The organism is Bacillus sp. FSL R7-0672 (genome assembly GCF_038601465.1).
Classification (GTDB): Bacteria; Bacillota; Bacilli; order Bacillales; family Bacillaceae; genus Bacillus; species Bacillus pumilus.
In genome coordinates, this window is record NZ_CP152010.1 from 1,496,228 (window position 1) to 1,514,320 (window position 18,093).

General features: G+C 41.6%; 19 protein-coding genes and 1 other annotated feature (1 of these 20 running past the window's edge). All 19 genes read left to right on the plus strand.

Translation table 11 applies throughout. The annotated features are described in order from the left end of the window. Positions 1-32: 32 nt before the first annotated feature. The 19 genes from ftsZ to MKY18_RS07495 all read left to right on the plus strand — a co-directional run bounded on the left by ftsZ (position 33) and on the right by MKY18_RS07495 (position 17,916). Entirely contained in the window at positions 33-1,178 is a 1,146-nt protein-coding gene (ftsZ, locus tag MKY18_RS07405; protein ID WP_003211613.1) for a cell division protein FtsZ, read from the plus strand. Positions 1,179-1,469: 291 nt separating this feature from the next. Beyond that, positions 1,470-4,973 carry a S8 family serine peptidase gene (locus MKY18_RS07410; protein WP_342497794.1) on the plus strand — a complete coding sequence of 1,168 codons (3,504 nt, stop codon included), beginning with the start codon at positions 1,470-1,472 and terminating at the stop codon, positions 4,971-4,973. 237 nt (positions 4,974-5,210) lie between these two features. Continuing rightward, complete coding sequence (gene spoIIGA, locus MKY18_RS07415; RefSeq protein ID WP_126741211.1) at positions 5,211-6,140, plus strand: sigma-E processing peptidase SpoIIGA; 930 nt, start codon at positions 5,211-5,213, stop codon at positions 6,138-6,140. Between the two features lie 59 nt (positions 6,141-6,199). Beyond that, complete coding sequence (sigE, locus tag MKY18_RS07420) at positions 6,200-6,919, plus strand: RNA polymerase sporulation sigma factor SigE (protein WP_007499746.1); 720 nt, start codon at positions 6,200-6,202, stop codon at positions 6,917-6,919. Between the two features lie 144 nt (positions 6,920-7,063). After that, entirely contained in the window at positions 7,064-7,843 is a 780-nt protein-coding gene (gene sigG, locus MKY18_RS07425) for an RNA polymerase sporulation sigma factor SigG (RefSeq protein ID WP_003211879.1), read from the plus strand. A 151-nt stretch (positions 7,844-7,994) separates the two neighbouring features. Then, on the plus strand, positions 7,995-8,933 hold the full coding sequence (locus MKY18_RS07430) for a sugar-binding transcriptional regulator (RefSeq protein WP_034662535.1): 939 nt from the start codon (positions 7,995-7,997) through the stop codon (positions 8,931-8,933). A 243-nt stretch (positions 8,934-9,176) separates the two neighbouring features. Next, positions 9,177-10,421 (plus strand): SAF domain-containing protein, encoded by a 1,245-nt coding sequence (locus MKY18_RS07435; protein WP_265208333.1) that lies wholly within the window; start codon positions 9,177-9,179, stop codon positions 10,419-10,421. 12 nt (positions 10,422-10,433) lie between these two features. Continuing rightward, positions 10,434-10,865 carry a transcriptional regulator GutM gene (locus tag MKY18_RS07440; RefSeq protein WP_003212289.1) on the plus strand — a complete coding sequence of 144 codons (432 nt, stop codon included), beginning with the start codon at positions 10,434-10,436 and terminating at the stop codon, positions 10,863-10,865. An 18-nt stretch (positions 10,866-10,883) separates the two neighbouring features. After that, positions 10,884-11,414 carry a PTS glucitol/sorbitol transporter subunit IIC gene (locus tag MKY18_RS07445; protein WP_003210918.1) on the plus strand — a complete coding sequence of 177 codons (531 nt, stop codon included), beginning with the start codon at positions 10,884-10,886 and terminating at the stop codon, positions 11,412-11,414. Positions 11,415-11,427: 13 nt separating this feature from the next. Then, entirely contained in the window at positions 11,428-12,438 is a 1,011-nt protein-coding gene (locus tag MKY18_RS07450) for a PTS glucitol/sorbitol transporter subunit IIB (protein ID WP_044141984.1), read from the plus strand. Positions 12,439-12,464: 26 nt separating this feature from the next. After that, positions 12,465-12,821 (plus strand): PTS glucitol/sorbitol transporter subunit IIA, encoded by a 357-nt coding sequence (locus MKY18_RS07455; RefSeq protein WP_007499733.1) that lies wholly within the window; start codon positions 12,465-12,467, stop codon positions 12,819-12,821. A 130-nt stretch (positions 12,822-12,951) separates the two neighbouring features. Further along, positions 12,952-13,728 (plus strand): ABC transporter ATP-binding protein, encoded by a 777-nt coding sequence (locus tag MKY18_RS07460; protein ID WP_044142098.1) that lies wholly within the window; start codon positions 12,952-12,954, stop codon positions 13,726-13,728. Positions 13,729-13,807: 79 nt separating this feature from the next. Next, on the plus strand, positions 13,808-14,044 hold the full coding sequence (locus MKY18_RS07465) for a YlmC/YmxH family sporulation protein (RefSeq protein WP_008344958.1): 237 nt from the start codon (positions 13,808-13,810) through the stop codon (positions 14,042-14,044). Positions 14,045-14,281: 237 nt separating this feature from the next. Beyond that, the gene (gene pgeF, locus MKY18_RS07470; protein WP_081277109.1) at positions 14,282-15,121 is read left to right on the plus strand and encodes a peptidoglycan editing factor PgeF; all 840 of its coding nucleotides are present in this window, start codon (positions 14,282-14,284) and stop codon (positions 15,119-15,121) included. A 6-nt stretch (positions 15,122-15,127) separates the two neighbouring features. Then, complete coding sequence (locus tag MKY18_RS07475; RefSeq protein ID WP_044141983.1) at positions 15,128-15,817, plus strand: YggS family pyridoxal phosphate-dependent enzyme; 690 nt, start codon at positions 15,128-15,130, stop codon at positions 15,815-15,817. Position 15,818: 1 nt separating this feature from the next. Then, complete coding sequence (sepF, locus tag MKY18_RS07480) at positions 15,819-16,277, plus strand: cell division protein SepF (RefSeq protein WP_003212271.1); 459 nt, start codon at positions 15,819-15,821, stop codon at positions 16,275-16,277. Between the two features lie 6 nt (positions 16,278-16,283). Further along, positions 16,284-16,565, plus strand: a complete 282-nt coding sequence (locus MKY18_RS07485) for a YggT family protein (RefSeq protein ID WP_113767636.1) — start codon at positions 16,284-16,286, stop codon at positions 16,563-16,565. 53 nt (positions 16,566-16,618) lie between these two features. Beyond that, complete coding sequence (locus tag MKY18_RS07490; protein ID WP_342497795.1) at positions 16,619-17,395, plus strand: RNA-binding protein; 777 nt, start codon at positions 16,619-16,621, stop codon at positions 17,393-17,395. 26 nt (positions 17,396-17,421) lie between these two features. Further along, positions 17,422-17,916 (plus strand): DivIVA domain-containing protein, encoded by a 495-nt coding sequence (locus MKY18_RS07495; protein ID WP_044141980.1) that lies wholly within the window; start codon positions 17,422-17,424, stop codon positions 17,914-17,916. Positions 17,917-17,977: 61 nt separating this feature from the next. Then, positions 17,978-18,093: a binding site (T-box leader), on the plus strand (it continues 119 nt past the right edge of the window).

Below are 18,093 nucleotides of genomic sequence, written 5' to 3' on the forward strand. Positions count from 1 at the left end.
ATTAGATTTTCGACGGATTAGGAGGATTCAGCATGTTGGAGTTTGAAACAAATATAGACGGCCTAGCATCAATTAAAGTAATCGGAGTAGGTGGCGGCGGGAATAACGCTGTCAACCGAATGATTGAAAATGACGTACAAGGTGTCGATTTTATTGCAGTCAATACTGATGCACAAGCGTTAAATCTATCAAAAGCAGAAACTAAAATGCAAATCGGTGCTAAGCTGACAAGAGGGCTTGGAGCAGGTGCGAATCCTGAAGTCGGTAAAAAAGCTGCTGAGGAAAGCAAAGAGCAGATTGAAGAAGTATTAAAAGGCGCAGACATGGTCTTCGTTACAGCTGGTATGGGCGGTGGAACTGGTACGGGTGCTGCACCTGTCATTGCAAAAATCGCAAAAGATTCTGGTGCATTGACAGTTGGAGTTGTGACTCGTCCTTTCACATTTGAAGGAAGAAAGCGTCAGCTTCAAGCAGTAGAAGGAATTGCTTCTATGAAAGAAGCAGTTGACACATTAATTGTGATTCCAAACGATCGCTTGCTTGAAATTGTTGATAAAAACACGCCAATGCTGGAAGCATTCCGCGCGGCAGATAACGTGCTTAGACAAGGTGTTCAAGGGATTTCCGATTTAATTGCAACACCAGGTCTGATTAACCTTGACTTTGCTGACGTGAAAACCATCATGTCCAATAAAGGTTCGGCTCTAATGGGTATTGGCGTCGCAACAGGTGAAAATCGTGCTGCGGAAGCCGCGAAGAAAGCCATTTCCTCGCCACTTCTAGAAACAGCGATTGATGGTGCTCAAGGCGTCATCATGAACATTACGGGTGGTACGAACCTAAGTCTTTATGAAGTGCAAGAAGCGGCGGATATTGTGGCTTCTGCTTCTGACGAAGATGTAAACATGATTTTCGGGTCTGTCATCAATGATAACTTGAAGGATGAAATTGTGGTGACTGTGATCGCTACTGGATTCATTGAGCAAGAACCAGAAGTGACAAAATCACAAAGAAACCCATTAGGACAAGGATTAAAGCAAAATCAATCCATTCCTCAAAAACGTGAAGTAAAACGCGAGGAACATCAACAGCCATCATCTCAGCCAAGACAAAATACACAATCAAGTGATGATACGCTAGACATTCCAACGTTCTTACGCAACCGCAATAAACGCTAATCGAGTATAGCTTAACCCCTTCCAATGGAAGGGGTTTTTTTATGTCTCAACTTATAAGGGTTTCTAATCAAAAAGTCTTAAATACGTGAGAGGTCTTTCAATTTCCATATGTAATTTGACTTATGGTGTTTAAGAAAAAAGAATCATTTTTACTCCCTCCTACAAAAAACGACAAAATGATGAACTTTATTTGACTACATTAAATAGAACACCATGAATCTTGTCATGAACAACAGAAGGAAAGGAGTGAGACCTATACTCTGTTTGGCCACTTGAGGAGGAGGGATTTGATTGAAATTGAAGTTTCGCAAGACCGCCGGCTATCGTTTGATGAGTCTTTTGGTGATTGGTACTTTAACGATGACAAGCTTTGGGACGGTTCAAGCAACATCGACTTCTACCTCATATCAGGAGGAAGCTGTCTCCTCTAAGACAACAAAAGCAAAGATCTCATCTAGATTAATGAAGCAGTTTCAACAGGATGATCAGGTGACTTTTTTAATCAAAATGAAAGAGCAAACAAATACGCAAAAAGTGGCGAAGGAAGCGGTGTCCGAAGCCAAAAAACAGAAATTAACAGCGGCTAAAACGCAATACACAAAAAGATCAGCTGTCGTATCCGAATTAAGAGCAACGTCTGAGGAGACGCAGGAAGCGCTCCTTACGTATTTACAAAAGGAACAAAAGAAAAAGCAAGTGAAGGAGATTCATTCGTACTATATTGTGAATGGTTTAGCGGTGACGGGAACGAAAGAAGTCATGGAAAAGGTGGCTGCCTTCCCAGAAGTAGATCAAGTGCTGCCAAATGAAACCCGTCAAATTCACCGGCCGGTTGATTTGAAGACGAAGCAGAAAAAACAAATGAAAGCAGTAGATGGAGTCGAGTGGAACATTTCTCAAGTTCATGCTCCAGAAGCGTGGGCTTTAGGTTATGACGGTACTGGTACAGTTGTGTCAAGTATTGATACAGGAGTGGAATGGGATCATCCTGCTTTAAAGGAAAAATACCGCGGATTTGATCCAGCACATCCGAATAAACCAACTCATGAATTCAATTGGTACGATGCTACGACAGGATCTGAAGCGCCATATGATGATTTAGAGCATGGTACACATGTAACGGGAACGATGGTTGGCTCTGAGCCAGATGGAAAGAATCAAATCGGAGTCGCACCGGGCGCAAAATGGATTGCGGTGAAAGCTTTCTCAGAAGATGGTGGTACAGATGCTGATCTGCTTGACGCAGGTGAGTGGATTTTAGCACCAAAAGATGAGGCCGGCAACCCACATCCAGAACAGGCACCAGATGTCGTCAATAATTCTTGGGGAGGTGGGCCTGGCCTTGATGATTGGTATAAAGATGTCGTCAATGCTTGGAGAGCAGCGGACATCTTTCCAGAGTTTTCAGCTGGCAATACCGATTTATTCAACCCTGGTGGTGAAGGATCCATTGCGAATCCTGCGAACTATCAAGAGGTCTTTGCAACGGGTGCTACGGATCAAGATAACAAATTGGGGTCTTTCTCGCTGCAAGGTCCGTCTCCATATGGTGTCATGAAACCAGACATTGCGGCCCCAGGGGTAAACATTCGTTCATCCATTCCTGGGAAAGGGTATGAGGATGGCTGGAATGGGACGTCGATGGCTGGTCCGCATGTTTCAGCTGTTGTGGCTCTTCTTCGCCAAGTACAGTCAGATCTTTCTGTTGAAGAAATTGAACAAATTCTGATTAATACAGCGAAGCCGTTAACTGATCAGCAATTCCCGGAATCCCCAAACAATGGCTATGGGGCAGGTTTAGTTGATGCAAGAGAGGCGATTACGGCATTAACAGATGGAATTGGCATGATTGAAGGACAGGTGACAAACGAAGATGTTCATTTAGATGATATGAAAATAACAGATCAAGTCTTGCCTCAAAAAGATAAGGCTGTACACCCACTTAAGAAGCCTGCGAACATAAAAGAAATGAAAAAGGAAAAAAATCTAGCTGCTTCGTCCATTAAAGCTCTTCCTATGAAAGCGGAAATTAGTGTTCTTGAAAGCGGCAAGTCAACGTACACAGATGAAGCGACAGGGAGATATCAGCTTCCTCACAGTGCAGGAGAATTCACAGTAAAAGCGGAAGCTTACGGATTTGAATCACGCACACAAACCGTCCATATTTCTTCAAATGAAACGGCAGAGGCGAATTTCGCCTTACAGCCACTAAAGAAACGAACGATATCTGGCACAATTGCCAACGAAACAACGGGTGAAAAAATAAAGGATGCCACGGTTTATCTTGTAGAAGATGCGAAAATTAAGCCGGTGAAAACAAATGAATCTGGCGAATTTTCTCTAAAGGCATTGAGCGGTGTCTATACCGTCAAAGTATTTGCCAAAGGGTTTAAAGGATATTCTTTTACAGCAGATGTGACAGAAAAGCCGGTGGAAAAAGCCATTCAGCTAGAGCCATTCATCGGCTTTGCTGGGGAAATTGGCTATGATGATGGAACAGCTGAAAATGCGAGAGCCTTCTATGATCCTGGCAATGGCTGGGCTGTGAAATTTTCATTAGAAAAGGGGAAGAAACAAGCGCAACTCACAGGAGGGCTTTTCCGTTTCTGGTCATCAGAGTGGCCAGCTCCTGGAGGGAATGAATTTGCAGTTGAAGTGTATGACGCTTCTGGGAAGAACGGAGCTCCAGGGAAGAAAATGGCAGGACCTCTAAAAGCGAAAGCGCTGCGTAATGGGGAATGGACAAAAGTAGATTTAGAAGATCAAGCCATTACGGTGGATGGAGATTTCTATCTTGTCTATATTCAAACGAAAAAAAATACGGAATCTCCAGGGCTTGCAACAGATGAAGATGGACCAAATGCTGAAAGAAGCTGGCAGCTGACAAGCGGTGCATTTTCTCCTTCTCCAAAAGAAGAGGGAAATTATATGATTCGTGCGCTTGTTGACTATGAAGCAGATGTGCCAGAGATTACATCTCCAAAGACAGGAGTTATTACGAGCAAAGATGAACTGGAGATCGAAGGAAAAGCCTCTCCTGGGCTCGATGTAGCGATCTATCAAAACGATGAAGAGATTGCCAAAGTGAAAACAGATCAGTCAGGCGCCTTCAAAGAAAAGCTTACAGTTTCAAGTGGAGAGCATGTATTCACGGCTGCAACTGTTACGGATAAAGGTGCAACAAAACGATCCAAACCAGTAAAGGTGATCATTGATCAAACAGCTCCGGTGCTCACCATCGATACACCGAAAAAAGGGGAAAAGACGAATAAAGAATCGCTCACTGTAGAAGGAAAGGTCACAGATGATCATCTTGATCAAGTCACTGTAAATAGAAAAAAGGCAACCATAAAAGGTGAAAAATATTCCGCAAGAATACTGCTTGAGAACGGGAAAAATACGATCAAAGTCACAGCGAAAGATGCAGCAGGAAACAAAACGACTAAAAAAATCAATATCGATGTCCAATACGAGGCACCTGAGATTTCTAAGCTGACTCCAGCAGAGAATGTCTATCTGGCATCAGGGGAGTCTGTTAAAATTTCATTTCACAGCAGAGAAAAGCTAGACGCAACATTTGTCATTCACATGCCGCTGACAAACGCGAGATCAAAGCTTCAAAATACTACAGAGCTGCCGCTTCGCGAAGTATCGAGTGGAACGTATGAAGGTTACTGGACTGCTACTTCTACCGCCAAAGCAAAAGGTGCGGTCATTGAGGTGATTGTGCGAGATGATTATGGAAATGTCACAAGACAAAAAGCTTCAGGCACATTAAACATCAATGAAAAGTAACTTAAACAAAAGACACGACTTCTAGGAGCGTGTCTTTTTTCTTTCAACAATTGTTTGAAGGCTTGTCCAGAAGAATACTCTCTCTCATTCCTCGACAAAAACAATAACAATCCACCAAAAGTTCTCTATCATCCCCAACAAGAATTGACAGACTTCCATCTCATGACTGTTTTATACTGGTACAAACAAGTGCAAGTACTGCTTTTGATTCTTTGTTTCAGATGAAAGGAGCAGAAGGTGGTCATTTATTTAGATGTGATTTGGCTGTTAAACTTTTGTTTTGATCTATTGCTTCTCTTACTCACTGCATTTATTCTCAAACGACAAGTAAAAAAAAGGCGATATATGTTAGGAGCTCTCATTGGATCGAGCATTGTTCTCTTGCTCTTTACACCATTTGCAATGGTTGTGTCACACCCTTTAGGCAAACTACTTTTTTCTGTTTTCATCGTTCTTGCAACCTTTGGTTTTCAAAGATTTCGTTCCTTTTTTCAAAATCTGTTTGCTTTTTACTTTGTAACATTTTTGATGGGAGGAGGTATGATCGGGGTTCATTCATTTTTGCAAACCAATACAGTCATTCAAGATGGCCTGCTGATTTCACAAAATGATGGCTTTGGTGATCCGATTAGCTGGCTTTTTGTTTTAACTGGGTTTCCTGCGATTTGGCTGTTTTCAAAGAAAAGATTAGGCGAGGTGGGTACGAAAAAAAGACAGGTTGATGAACAAGTGCTTGTGGAAATACACATTCATGGAGAGACCATCCGTTTAAAGGGACTCGTCGATTCTGGTAACCAGCTGTATGATCCTATGACAAAAACACCTGTCATGATCGTCCAGGCCGACCAGCTAACGGCCATTTGCGGAGAGCCATTTATAGAGCTCATGAAACAGTCTCATCCTGTTGAAGTCATGCAAAAGATCGATGATCAATTTCCTCTTCTTGATCGATTAAGACTTGTTCCATATCGAGCGGTCGGTCATGATCACGGCTTTCTACTATGCCTAAAACCAGATACAGTCTTCATTTATTCAAAGAAACACATGATTCAGCCAGCTAAGTGTTTTGTAGGGTTGAGTCTGAGCGGTTTATCGGCAGATCAGGAATTTCAATCCATCATTCATCCAGATATGTTAGACGGGAAAATCATTCAGGGGGTGTCGTAGTTTTTTGGTGATGTCTTTTATCTTACGAGGTCAACTTGACATTTAGAAGGGAGAAGAAGATGAAAAAATTAAAATTTAAACTCACTTACTACTGGTATAAACTCCTCATGAAGCTAGGTCTAAAGAGTGATGAAATTTATTATATTGGTGGAAGTGAAGCGCTGCCGCCTCCATTATCAAAGGATGAAGAGCAGGAGCTGCTTGTCAAATTACCAAAGGGTGATCAAACCGCAAGAGCGATTCTAATCGAAAGAAATTTGCGTTTAGTCGTTTACATCGCAAGAAAATTTGAAAACACAGGTATTAATATTGAGGATTTAATCAGTATCGGAACCATTGGTCTGATCAAAGCAGTCAATACATTTAACCCAGAAAAAAAGATCAAGCTTGCAACATATGCTTCGAGATGTATTGAAAATGAGATTTTGATGTACTTGCGTCGAAATAATAAAATCCGGTCAGAAGTTTCGTTTGATGAGCCGCTCAACATTGATTGGGACGGAAATGAACTGCTTTTATCAGACGTACTTGGAACAGATGATGATATTATCACGCGGGATATCGAAGCAAATGTAGATAAAAAATTGCTGAAAAAAGCGCTCGAGCAATTAAATGACCGCGAAAAGCAGATCATGGAACTAAGATTTGGCTTAGTTGGCGGTGAGGAAAAAACCCAAAAAGATGTCGCTGACATGCTTGGGATTTCACAGTCTTATATTTCGAGGCTTGAAAAAAGAATTATTAAACGATTACAAAAAGAATTTAATAAAATGGTCTAAAAATTTTTTTAAAAAAAGCTCTGTTCCTGCACTGTCAAAGGAAACAACCTTTTTTCTCATAATTCTCGTCATCGCTCGTGCATATTTTTCCATCCCAAGGAGATACTGAACTTTGTACAACAGCTCCTGTAGGGAGGGAAAAAAGTGTCCAGAAATAAAGTGGAAATCTGCGGAGTCGACACCTCCAAGTTGCCTGTTCTGAAAAACGACGAGATGAGAAAATTGTTCAGACAGCTGCAAGATGAGGGTGACGATACAGCAAGAGAAAAGCTAGTCAATGGCAATTTACGGTTGGTTTTAAGTGTGATTCAGCGTTTTAACAACAGAGGCGAATATGTCGACGATCTCTTCCAAGTAGGCTGTATCGGATTAATGAAATCAATTGATAATTTTGATTTAAGCCACAATGTCAGATTTTCAACTTATGCGGTTCCTATGATCATAGGAGAAATCCGTCGATACTTGCGTGATAACAACCCGATTCGGGTGTCTCGCTCGCTAAGAGATATTGCCTATAAGGCACTTCAGGTCCGTGAGAGGCTGATTAGTGAGACAAGCAAGGAGCCAACAGCAGAAGACATTGCCAAAGTGCTGGAAGTGCCTCATGAGGAAATTGTCTTTGCCCTAGATGCGATTCAAGATCCTGTATCTTTGTTTGAACCGATCTATAATGACGGAGGAGATCCGATTTATGTGATGGATCAAATTAGTGATGAACGGAACAAAGACACACAATGGGTGGAAGAATTGGCCTTAAAAGAAGGCATGCGTAGGTTGAATGACAGGGAAAAAATGATTCTTCGCAAACGCTTCTTCCAGGGCAAAACGCAAATGGAAGTTGCCGAAGAGATCGGGATTTCTCAAGCACAAGTCTCTAGGCTTGAAAAAGCAGCCATTAAACAAATGAATAAAAACATCTTTTAAAGCCGCCGCTTCATGTGCGGCTTTTTTCATTCTTGTGAGAGAACACGCCTCTAGTATTGACTCTGTTATTTTTTTCATTTAATCTGTTTTTAACAAATGTTATTTTAGATAGCATTTGTTAGGGAACACTTAAGCGGAAAGAAGGGTTATTATGACATTCCATGATGAAAGAAGGCTGCTCATTAAAGTTGCGCATATGTATTATGAAGAAGGCGCCACTCAATCTAACATCGCAGAAGCGGTTGGGGTTAGTCGTTCGCTCATATCGAAATATTTGGCAAAAGCACGTGAAGCAGGAATCGTGGAAATCATTATTCATGATGAAGTCAACCAACAGTATGGATCGTTAGAAAGAAAAATAGAACGCAAATATGGGCTGCGAGAAGTCGTCTGTGTGGAAACACTCAGCAAAGACACAACCAAAAGCCGAATCGGTGCCGCGGCGGCAAGCTTTTTATTAAAAGTGATGAAGGATGGACAAGTTATTGGGTTTTCCTCAGGGACAACGCTGCATGAAATGGCGAAAGCGCTTACGTCTGTTCAGCATTATCCATCCGTGACATTTGTTCCGCTTGTCGGAGGTGTGGGAAATGAAGATGTCGATATCCACGCCAACTATATTATTGCGAGATGCACAGAGGCACTCAAATCTAAATGTGAGTTTTTACATGTACCCGTCATGCTTGATACGAAAGAAGCGAAAGATGTACTGATCCGGCAGCCGTCGATCAAAAAAGTGATTGAACTAGGAGAATCATCAAATATCGCGGTTGTCGGAATTGGTGGTGTTCCGCAGCATTCAACGATGGTGAAATCCTATATGACAAGCGGCGAAGAGGACATCCTTCAAGCAAAGGATGTAGCAGGTGACATTTGCTATAACTTTATTGATCATCAAGGGGAAGTATATCCCCACCCATGGAACGACCGGGTGATGGGCATAAGCCCCCAAAAGCTAAAAGAAATTCCGCTTGTCATAGGTGTCGCTGGTGGCGAAGAGAAAATTGAAGCAATTCGGGCGGCATTAGCAGGTGGATTAATTCATGTATTAATTACCGATGAACGAACTGGAGATGCCTTATTAAAGTAACTACCTAATATCATTAGGTAGTTTTTTTGAGTCTTTAGACTCAAAAAGATTGAAAATTTTATCGATTTTAGCTTGACACAAAGTTGACACATCATATAAACTAAGTTCATAACAAATGATAAACAAAATAACAAATGTTACAAGAAACAGATTTTTGTTAATTTTTATAACATTTGTTAAAAGTTTCAGATTATATTTCTAGCAATCTATTGAGAAGCAAGAAAACCTGAAAGGATGATTTAAATGTCTATCTATCAACAATTGTTAGCTCGAGAACGCAGTGGAGATCCAATCAAAGTAGGGATTATTGGAGCAGGCCAAATGGGCTTTGGACTCATTTCGCAAATTTCTAAAATTCCAGGCATGATTGTTGCTGGTGTTTGTGATATTCACCTTAGTGCAGCAGAGAAGGCAGCGAATTTTTACAAGCAGCATGCAAAGCCAAATCAAATGGTTGTCACAAATGATTACAGAGAAGTGATTCAATCAGATTCCGTAGAAGTTGTCGTAGATGCAACAGGTGTCCCAGAAGTCGGAGCAAACATTTCTTTGGAAGCGCTTAATTCGAAAAAACATCTCGTTCTTTTAAATGTAGAAGTTGATATTACCATCGGGTTGGTCATGCATAAGTTATTCACAAATGCAGGACTTGTTTACTCAGGATCAGCTGGAGACGAACCAGCAGCAACACTAGAATTATATGAATTTGCGAAAACAATGGGTCTTGAGGTACTCGTTGCAGGGAAAGGAAAGAACAACCCATTCTTCCCAGAAGCAAATCCAGATACGTGTAAAGCAGAAGCAGATAGTAAACATATGAGTGCACATATGCTGGCTGCATTCCAGGACGGAACAAAAACAATGGCGGAAATGAACTTATTAAGTAACGCGACAGGGCTTCTGCCAGATAAAGTCGGTATGCACGGAGTCGAAGCCAATTTAGAAAATGTAGCAGATAAATTGAATCAAAAACAGCAAGGCGGCGTGCTCGATAACTTCGGAGTCGTTGAATATGTAAATGGACTTGCACCAGGTGTATTTGTCATCGTGAAGAGTGACCTTGAGCCAGTAGATGAAGAGCTGCGCTACTTAAAAGTTGGAAAAGGCCCACACTACACACTTTACCGTCCTTTCCACTTAGCGAGTCTTGAAACACCTGTTACCATCGCAAAAGCAGTTTTACAGCATGATTCATCCATCCACCCAATTGGTGTACCAGTATCAGAAACAGTCGCTGTGGCAAAAAGAGATATTAAAGCTGGAGAATCACTTGACGGGATTGGCGGATACTCCGTAAGAGGTGTTCTTGAAACACATCAAGACATGAAAACGAACGGTCACATTCCAATTGGTTTAATCAGCGGAAAAGTCGTAGCGAAAAAAGACATCAAACTAGGACAATTCCTGACTCATGATGATGTAGAGCTTGATTCAAACACAACGGTCTGGAAGCTGCGTTCATTACAAGATCATTTATTTCAATCATAAGGACGTGAAGCTGTGGAAAAATTAGCGATCGTACTTTGTATCATTCTCATTGTGCAGTACGGGTTATCTTTTATTCAAATCAAGTACTACCGCAAGAGCATGGATTCACTTATTGATGATTACAGAGGGAAGCAAGGCTACCACTTATTTTCAGGAATGGAGCGGCGCAAAGTTGGCCCTGGAGCCATTGCGCTCATCATTGTAGATGAATCGTATATCATTCAAAAATGCCATGTGCTTGGCGGTGTGTCGATCTTATCTAAATTTAAAGAAGTCCCTTCATATGAAGGAAAGCATGTAGGGGCTGTGTTAGACGAACACCATATGATGAAGCAGACGTTGAAAAAACGCAAAAAGGGGCCAGCTGTCATGCACGCACTTTCCATGGCGGCTGAACAGGCACTTGTCTCGATTTCGAAAAAAAATATAACAAATGTGAACTAAAGAAAGGGGAGATGAAACATGGAATGGATTCAATGGTTTGGAGAGCACTTTATCGGAATGTTTGAAGCCGGCGGAAAGCAATTCATGGGTCTTGTTACAGGTATCGTTCCAACGCTTGTTGTGTTACTTACTTTCACTTATGCTGTCATGAAGTTTATTGGAGAAGAGCGAGTGAATAGAGCGATTCAGTTTGCTGCGAAATATACCATTTTGCGCTACACGTTAATGCCGATCTTATCCGTTCTTATTTTGACAAACCCAATGGCTTATACGTTTGGCCGCTTCTTACCCGAAAAACAAAAACCAGCATTCTATGATTCAGCTGTTTCATTTGTTCATCCGGTGACATCACTGTTTCCGTATGCCAACGCAGGAGAACTGTTTGTCTACTTAGGGATTGCGAACGGTATTAAAGAGGCAGGATACTCAATGTCAGAGCTTGCTGTTCGGTACTTCTTAGTCGGGATCGTCGTCATTTTACTTCGCGGTATTATTACTGAATGGATTACAAAGTACTTAGCAGGAAAAATGAAAGCGAATTCACAATAGGGGAGGGTTAGACATGACAAACCACAAAGTATTTGTTGCAAAAGGTGCTGGCGGATGGGGACAAGGCTTGGAGCTTGAACCAACCGGTAAAAAAAGAAAGGTTGTTTCCATTACAGGGGGAGGCATTCACCCAGTTGCACGTAAAATTGCAGAAATGACAGGGACAGAAGCATGTGATGGCTTTAAAAACTCGATACCAGAAGATGAAATGATGTGTGTTGTCATTGATTGCGGAGGAACCGCGCGAATCGGACTTTATCCAATGAAGCGCATTCCAACTGTAGACGTTTTGGCATCCTCTCCTTCTGGACCGCTTGCAAAACATATTACAGAGGATATCTTCGTATCAGGCGTTACAGAAAAAGATATTTCCTTTGCGGAAGCATCGGGTGGTGAGGCAAAAGTAGAAGGTCAGGAAAACAGTGAGCCGATTGACAAGGAGAATTTCAAAGAAACCTATTCAAAACTGAAAGAGGAAAATCTCGAGCGTCAGGAAAAAGGTAATTTCCTGATGAGGTTCTCAAGAGGAATTGGGAAAGTCACCGGTACGTTCTATCAGGCTGGTCGTGATTCCGTTGATATGCTTTTGAAAAACATTATTCCATTCATGGCATTTGTCAGTATGTTAATTGGAATTATCAATTATACAAAAATTGGTGACTTGATTGCCCATTTTCTATCACCACTGGCAGGATCTATTTGGGGACTCTTACTGCTCGTTGTGGTCTGTACATTGCCATTCCTATCACCTGTCTTAGGACCTGGTGCAGTCATTGCACAAGTGATCGGTGTTCTGATTGGTAGTCAAATTGCACTAGGAAATATTCCGCCTCAATTTGCACTTCCTGCATTATTTGCCATCAACGGTCAAGTAGGGTGTGATTTCATTCCAGTTGGGCTATCACTTGGTGAAGCGAAGCCGGAAACGGTACAATATGGAGTACCAGCTGTTTTGTATAGCCGTCTCATTACAGGGGTTCTATCTGTTGTGATCGCATACGCTGCCAGCTTCGGTATGTATTAAACGTATTAAAGGAGGAATCGAGATACATGGTCACACAATCTGTTGTAAAAGAAATCGGGATCTTAGTCCCGCAATTTAAAGAAGATAAGCTGATTGTTTTATTTGGACCCGCAGCGCCGCAGGAATTAAGAGATATGTCCGTCATACATGAGTTCGAACATTTAGAAGAAGAGCCGTTGAAACTGGGCGGTACCATTCAAGTGGGCGATCAAACGTACACGATCACAGCCCTTGGCAATAAAGCAAATGACAACTTTAAAGAACTCGGCCATATTTCAATCTACTTCCAAGAGCCGTTTGATGATGTATTACCGGGAGCTGTCTTTGCATCCCCGCACACGTTTCCTGATATAAAAGAAGGCGTACGAATTGAAATTTCGTAGCTATGAAGAAAAGCTGTTCCGTAAAAGGAGCAGCTTTTTTTATGTGAGGTTTACCAGAAAGAGCAATTGCGATATGCTGTAAACATTCATTGTTTGTTTATTCAGAATTTTTACTCAGGGGGAAATGATGGTGTCACTTGAATTGAAGAATGTTTCATTAAAACGAAATGGAAAATGGCTGCTTCAGTCTGTTGACTGGCATGTGAACAAAGAGGAGCACTGGGTGCTTTACGGTTTAAATGGTGCGGGGAAAACCGCTTTATTAAATATGCTCTGCTCATATTATTTCCCTTCATCAGGTGAGATGACCGTGCTGGGACATATCTTTGGCAAAGAGGCTCTTGGCGAAAAGCTCAGGAAGAAAATTGGCCTCATTTCTGCGGGACTTGAAAAGAAACTGCACAGAGACGACAATGCATTTGAAATTGTTCTCAGCGGGGCATTTGCCTCCATCGGGCTTTATGAAACCCCGACAGATGAGATAAGAGAGAAAGCCATTGATCTATTAAAAGCATTTGGTTCGTTCAAATATGCAAACCGGACATATGAAACACTCTCACAAGGAGAAAAGCAGAAAGTCCTGATTGCGAGGGCTTTAATGAATGATCCCAAGCTCCTGATTTTAGATGAGCCTGTGACAGGTCTTGATTTTTTAGCAAGAGAACAGGTGCTGGAGACCATCTCATTCATTGCTTCAAAGCCTGATGCGCCTACTTTGCTTTACACGACCCATCATGCAGAAGAGATTTTGCCTGTTTTTCAGCATACCTTATTATTAAAAGATGGGACTGTTTTTGATCAAGGAGAAACAAAAGAGATGATGACAAGCGACTTGCTTTCTTCCTTCTTTGAATGTCCGGTAGATGTGATGTGGAGAAATGGCCGTCCTCACTTAAGTAAATTGTAGATAAAAGAAACTATTGGTCTGCGTCCCTGCTTTTCCATCATACATATTATAGTAGAAAACGAAAGGCGGGGAAGGACAGATGATCAGTATTTCTGAATTCCAAATCAAGGATGTTGTCGATGTGTCTAGCGGAAAAAAACTAGGCACCATTGGGGACATTGATATCAATGTTACGAGTGGTAAAATACAAGCAATCATTATCGGCGGCACAGGTAAAATGATGGGATTTTTCGGAAAAGAAGAGGAAATGATTGTCCCGTGGCGAAATATAGTAAAAATTGGCGAAGATGTGATACTTGTCCGATTGTCTTCTTAAAATTCGTATAACTCCTCAATGAATCATTTAATGATCCTTAACATAAGCTCTCCATTCTCAGCAAACAATGTCTTTTTCGGGTAAAAAGATTACGTTTTCATATCAATTTGCAAAAAAACCTGTAGAAAGGGCACATTTGAGTGTAATATTTAATGAATCCCACTAACTGTCTACGCATGTCTTGTGGTAAAATAGGAGCGATATAAAGAGAGATGAATGAAAGGTGGGAGGGCAGCTTTGACACACAATTATGACCCCTTTCAGCAGAAATCACCTTATGCAATGATGATTCATGATTGGACGAACATGACATGTTCTGGTAAAGAGGTATTGGCCGGATTTACGACAAAAAATGGCGGCTTCAGCCTTTCTCCATATCAATCATTGAACACTGGACTCCATGTAGGAGATGATGCTTCTAGTGTCCAACTGAATCGTCAAGTCATAGCAGATGCTACTGCTGTGCCGCTCTCTGATTGGGTGTTTGCAGACCAAACACACGAGGACCGTATCAAGAAAGTCACCAAGGAGCAAAGAGGAAAAGGAAGTCTTCATTATCATGAGGCACTGCCTGGAACAGACGGCTTATATACGTCTGAACCGAACATCATGCTCGCTCTTTGTTTCGCCGATTGTGTTCCGCTTTATTTTCTAGCTCCGCAACATGGACTCATCGGAACAGCCCATGCCGGGTGGAAAGGAACCGTCAAGCAAATTGGTGCAAAAATGATAGATCTATGGGTCAATCAAGAAGGTGCTAAGACCGATCAAATACAAGTCGTCATTGGACCATCCATTGGCAGCTGCTGCTACATAGTTGATGATGTGGTCTTGAATCAAGTGAAACAGCTTCCCTTTTTGACAGAGGATGTGTATTCCGAGATATCACAAGGACAATATAAATTAGACTTAAAAACATTAAACAAAAACGTATTGCTTCATGCAGGGATGAAAGAAGAAAACATACATGTCAGTTCGATGTGCACAAGCTGCAATGATCAGCTATTCTTCTCACACCGGCGTGATCAAGGAAAAACAGGACGTATGATGTCTTTTGTCGGGTTTAAGGAGGCATAAGAGCAATTGAATGTACGAGAGAATCTCAGACAAATAAATGAACAAATAAACGAAGCATGTAAAAGAGCCGGCCGGAACCCAGACGATATATCAGTCGTCGCTGTCACAAAATATGTCTCGATTGAGCGAGCACAAGAAGCCAAAGAAGCAGGAATTTTGCATTTTGGAGAAAATCGTGACCAAGGGTTACTTGAAAAACAAGCGGCCATAACCGATGAAAGCATTAGCTGGCACTTCATCGGCAGTTTACAAACACGAAAAGTAAAATCTGTCATTCAGAGCATTGACTACTTACATTCGCTCGACAGGATCTCTCTTGCGAATGAAATTGAAAAAAGAGTGGATCACACGGTTCGCTGTTTTGTACAGGTGAACACATCGCTGGAGGAGTCAAAACATGGCTTACAAAGTGAAGACGTGATTCCATTTGTGAAGCAGCTCGCCGATTTCAAAAAGATTGAAATTGCTGGACTGATGACGATGGCTCCATTTACAGACGATCACACTGTGATACGAAACTGCTTTAAAACATTAAAAAACCTTCAAGAAGAAGTAAAACATCTTAACCAAGTAAATGCACCTTGTCAGCATTTATCGATGGGCATGTCAAATGATTTTGAAATCGCAATTGAAGAAGGTGCGACATTCGTTCGGATTGGCTCTTCACTTGTTGGAAATGAAACAGGAGGTGCGTGACATGAGCATAAAAAATAAGTTTAAAAGCTTTTTCACTCTCGACGATGAAGAGTATGAGTACGAATATATTGATGAAGAAAGAGAACCAGTCCAGGAAGAAAAAGGAACGAAGGACAAAGCGGCATTTCAAGAGCGTCCGCAGACAGGAAAACAAAATGTCGTCAGCTTGCAAAGCGTGCAGAAATCCTCTAAAGTGGTGTTAAGTGAGCCGCGTGTTTATGCAGAAGCGCAGGAGATTGCAGACCATATTAAAAACAGACGTGCAGTCGTCGTAAATTTGCAGCGCATTCAGCACGATCAAGCAAAGCGAATCATCGACTTCTTAAGCGGAACTGTTTATGCAATCGGTGGAGACATCCAGCGCATTGGCTCGAATATATTCCTCTGCACACCTGATAATGTGGATGTATCTGGCACAATATCAGAACTTTTGACAGAGGAAGAACCTCAGAGGTGGTAAATCATAGTGATTCTAAATTTCATTTTTAATATTTTAGGAACGGTATTAACGATTTACTCATTCGCGATTATTATTTACATCTTTATGTCATGGGTGCCATCTGCAAGAGAAACAGCAATTGGGCGTTTTTTGACAAATATTTGCGAACCGTATTTAGAACCATTTCGTAAAATTATTCCGCCAATTGGCATGATTGACATCTCGCCAATTGTGGCATTGCTTGTGATTCGTTTTGCATCAACATATGGACTAACTGGTCTTTACAATATGATTGCACGCTTCATGTAGACAGGCTGCCGGGCTTGGCGCTGCCAGGCTCTTTTACATAAGAGGGGAACAAAATGAGCGATATTTATCAACATTTTAGAAAAGACGAACAGCCATTTGTCGACCAAGTGTTAGGCTGGAAAAAAATCGCACTCGACCAGTATCGTTTGAAATTAACAGACTTTCTTGATCCGCGTGAGCAGTTTATTACCGAGTCCGTCATCCAGCATGCTGATGAGCTTGGAATCATGTTTTTTGGCGGGTATGAAGGAGCGGAGCGTAAAAGAGCGCTCATTTATCCTGAATATTTAGAACCGGCTACTCAGGATACTGAGCTGTCTTATTTTCAGGTGAACTATGCGAAAAAATTTATTTCGTTAGAACACCCGAAGCTCCTTGGTTCACTGATTGGGACAGGCTTGAAGCGTCAAAAGTTTGGAGATTTGTTATTTTCAGAGGAAGATGTGCAGTTTATTTGTACGAGTGATGTCGCCGATTTTGTTCGAGCGCAGCTGACGCATGTCGGCAGAGCCTCCGTTTCATTAGAGGAAATCACGCAAGCAGATTTAAAGCCGGTTATCAGCAAGACTGACATCAAAGAAGATACAATTTCTTCACTGCGGCTTGATGCGGTATGTGCTGCAATCAGCCGTCAGTCTCGGCAAAAGGCACAGCTTTTGGTCAAAAATGGGCTTGTCAAAGTTAACTGGAAAGTCACTGAGGACCCTTCCTTTACAATTGGCGAAGGCGATCAGCTCTCTGTCAGGGGGTTTGGCCGCTTTAGCCTCAAAACGATTGATGGGAAGACCAAAAAAGATAAATTTAAAGTAACATTTGAGCTTCTGATATAACGAACTTGAATCTGGAGGTGGCGAGGTTGCCATTAACACCTAATGATATTCATAATAAAACGTTCACAAAAAGCTTTCGCGGATATGACGAAGATGAAGTAAACGAGTTTTTAAGCCAAGTACGTAAAGATTACGAAATCGTGCTTCGCAAAAAGAATGAACTCGAAGAAAAAGTAAACGAGCTTGACGAAAGACTAGGTCATTTTGCAATAATTGAAGAAACATTAAACAAATCAATTCTTGTGGCGCAGGAAGCAGCAGAAGACGTCAAACGTCATTCTGATAAAGAAGCGAAATTGATTATTCGTGAAGCGGAGAAAAATGCAGATCGTATTATCAACGAAGCGCTATCTAAATCACGAAAGATTGCGATGGAAATCGAAGAGCTGAAGAAGCAGTCGAAAGTCTTTAGAACTCGATTCCAAATGCTCATCGAAGCTCAGCTTGATCTTCTAAAAAATGACGATTGGGATCATTTACTGGAATATGAAGTTGACGCTGTCTTTGACGAAAAAGAATAAGCGCATCATCTTGACATGATGTGTGCAAGTTGCATATAATACCATCATAAATTAACAAGAGATAAACGTTTGAAAGGGACACTCGCAGTTGTCATATGCGTAATAAAGCGAATCAGGGATGGTGGAAGCCTGACATTACGAGACGCTGCAATGAGATCACCCCTTTAGTTCCTTTTC

Coding starts and splice junctions, on each gene's coding strand:
- MKY18_RS07450 (WP_044141984.1), top strand. CDS start 11,428: ATGACAAACCACAAAGTATTTGTTGCAAAAGGTGCTGGCGGATGGGGA.
- MKY18_RS07490 (WP_342497795.1), top strand. CDS start 16,619: ATGAGCGATATTTATCAACATTTTAGAAAAGACGAACAGCCATTTGTC.
- MKY18_RS07455 (WP_007499733.1), top strand. CDS start 12,465: ATGGTCACACAATCTGTTGTAAAAGAAATCGGGATCTTAGTCCCGCAA.
- ftsZ (WP_003211613.1), top strand. CDS start 33: ATGTTGGAGTTTGAAACAAATATAGACGGCCTAGCATCAATTAAAGTA.
- MKY18_RS07430 (WP_034662535.1), top strand. CDS start 7,995: ATGACATTCCATGATGAAAGAAGGCTGCTCATTAAAGTTGCGCATATG.
- MKY18_RS07445 (WP_003210918.1), top strand. CDS start 10,884: ATGGAATGGATTCAATGGTTTGGAGAGCACTTTATCGGAATGTTTGAA.
- MKY18_RS07465 (WP_008344958.1), top strand. CDS start 13,808: ATGATCAGTATTTCTGAATTCCAAATCAAGGATGTTGTCGATGTGTCT.
- sepF (WP_003212271.1), top strand. CDS start 15,819: ATGAGCATAAAAAATAAGTTTAAAAGCTTTTTCACTCTCGACGATGAA.
- MKY18_RS07435 (WP_265208333.1), top strand. CDS start 9,177: ATGTCTATCTATCAACAATTGTTAGCTCGAGAACGCAGTGGAGATCCA.
- sigE (WP_007499746.1), top strand. CDS start 6,200: ATGAAAAAATTAAAATTTAAACTCACTTACTACTGGTATAAACTCCTC.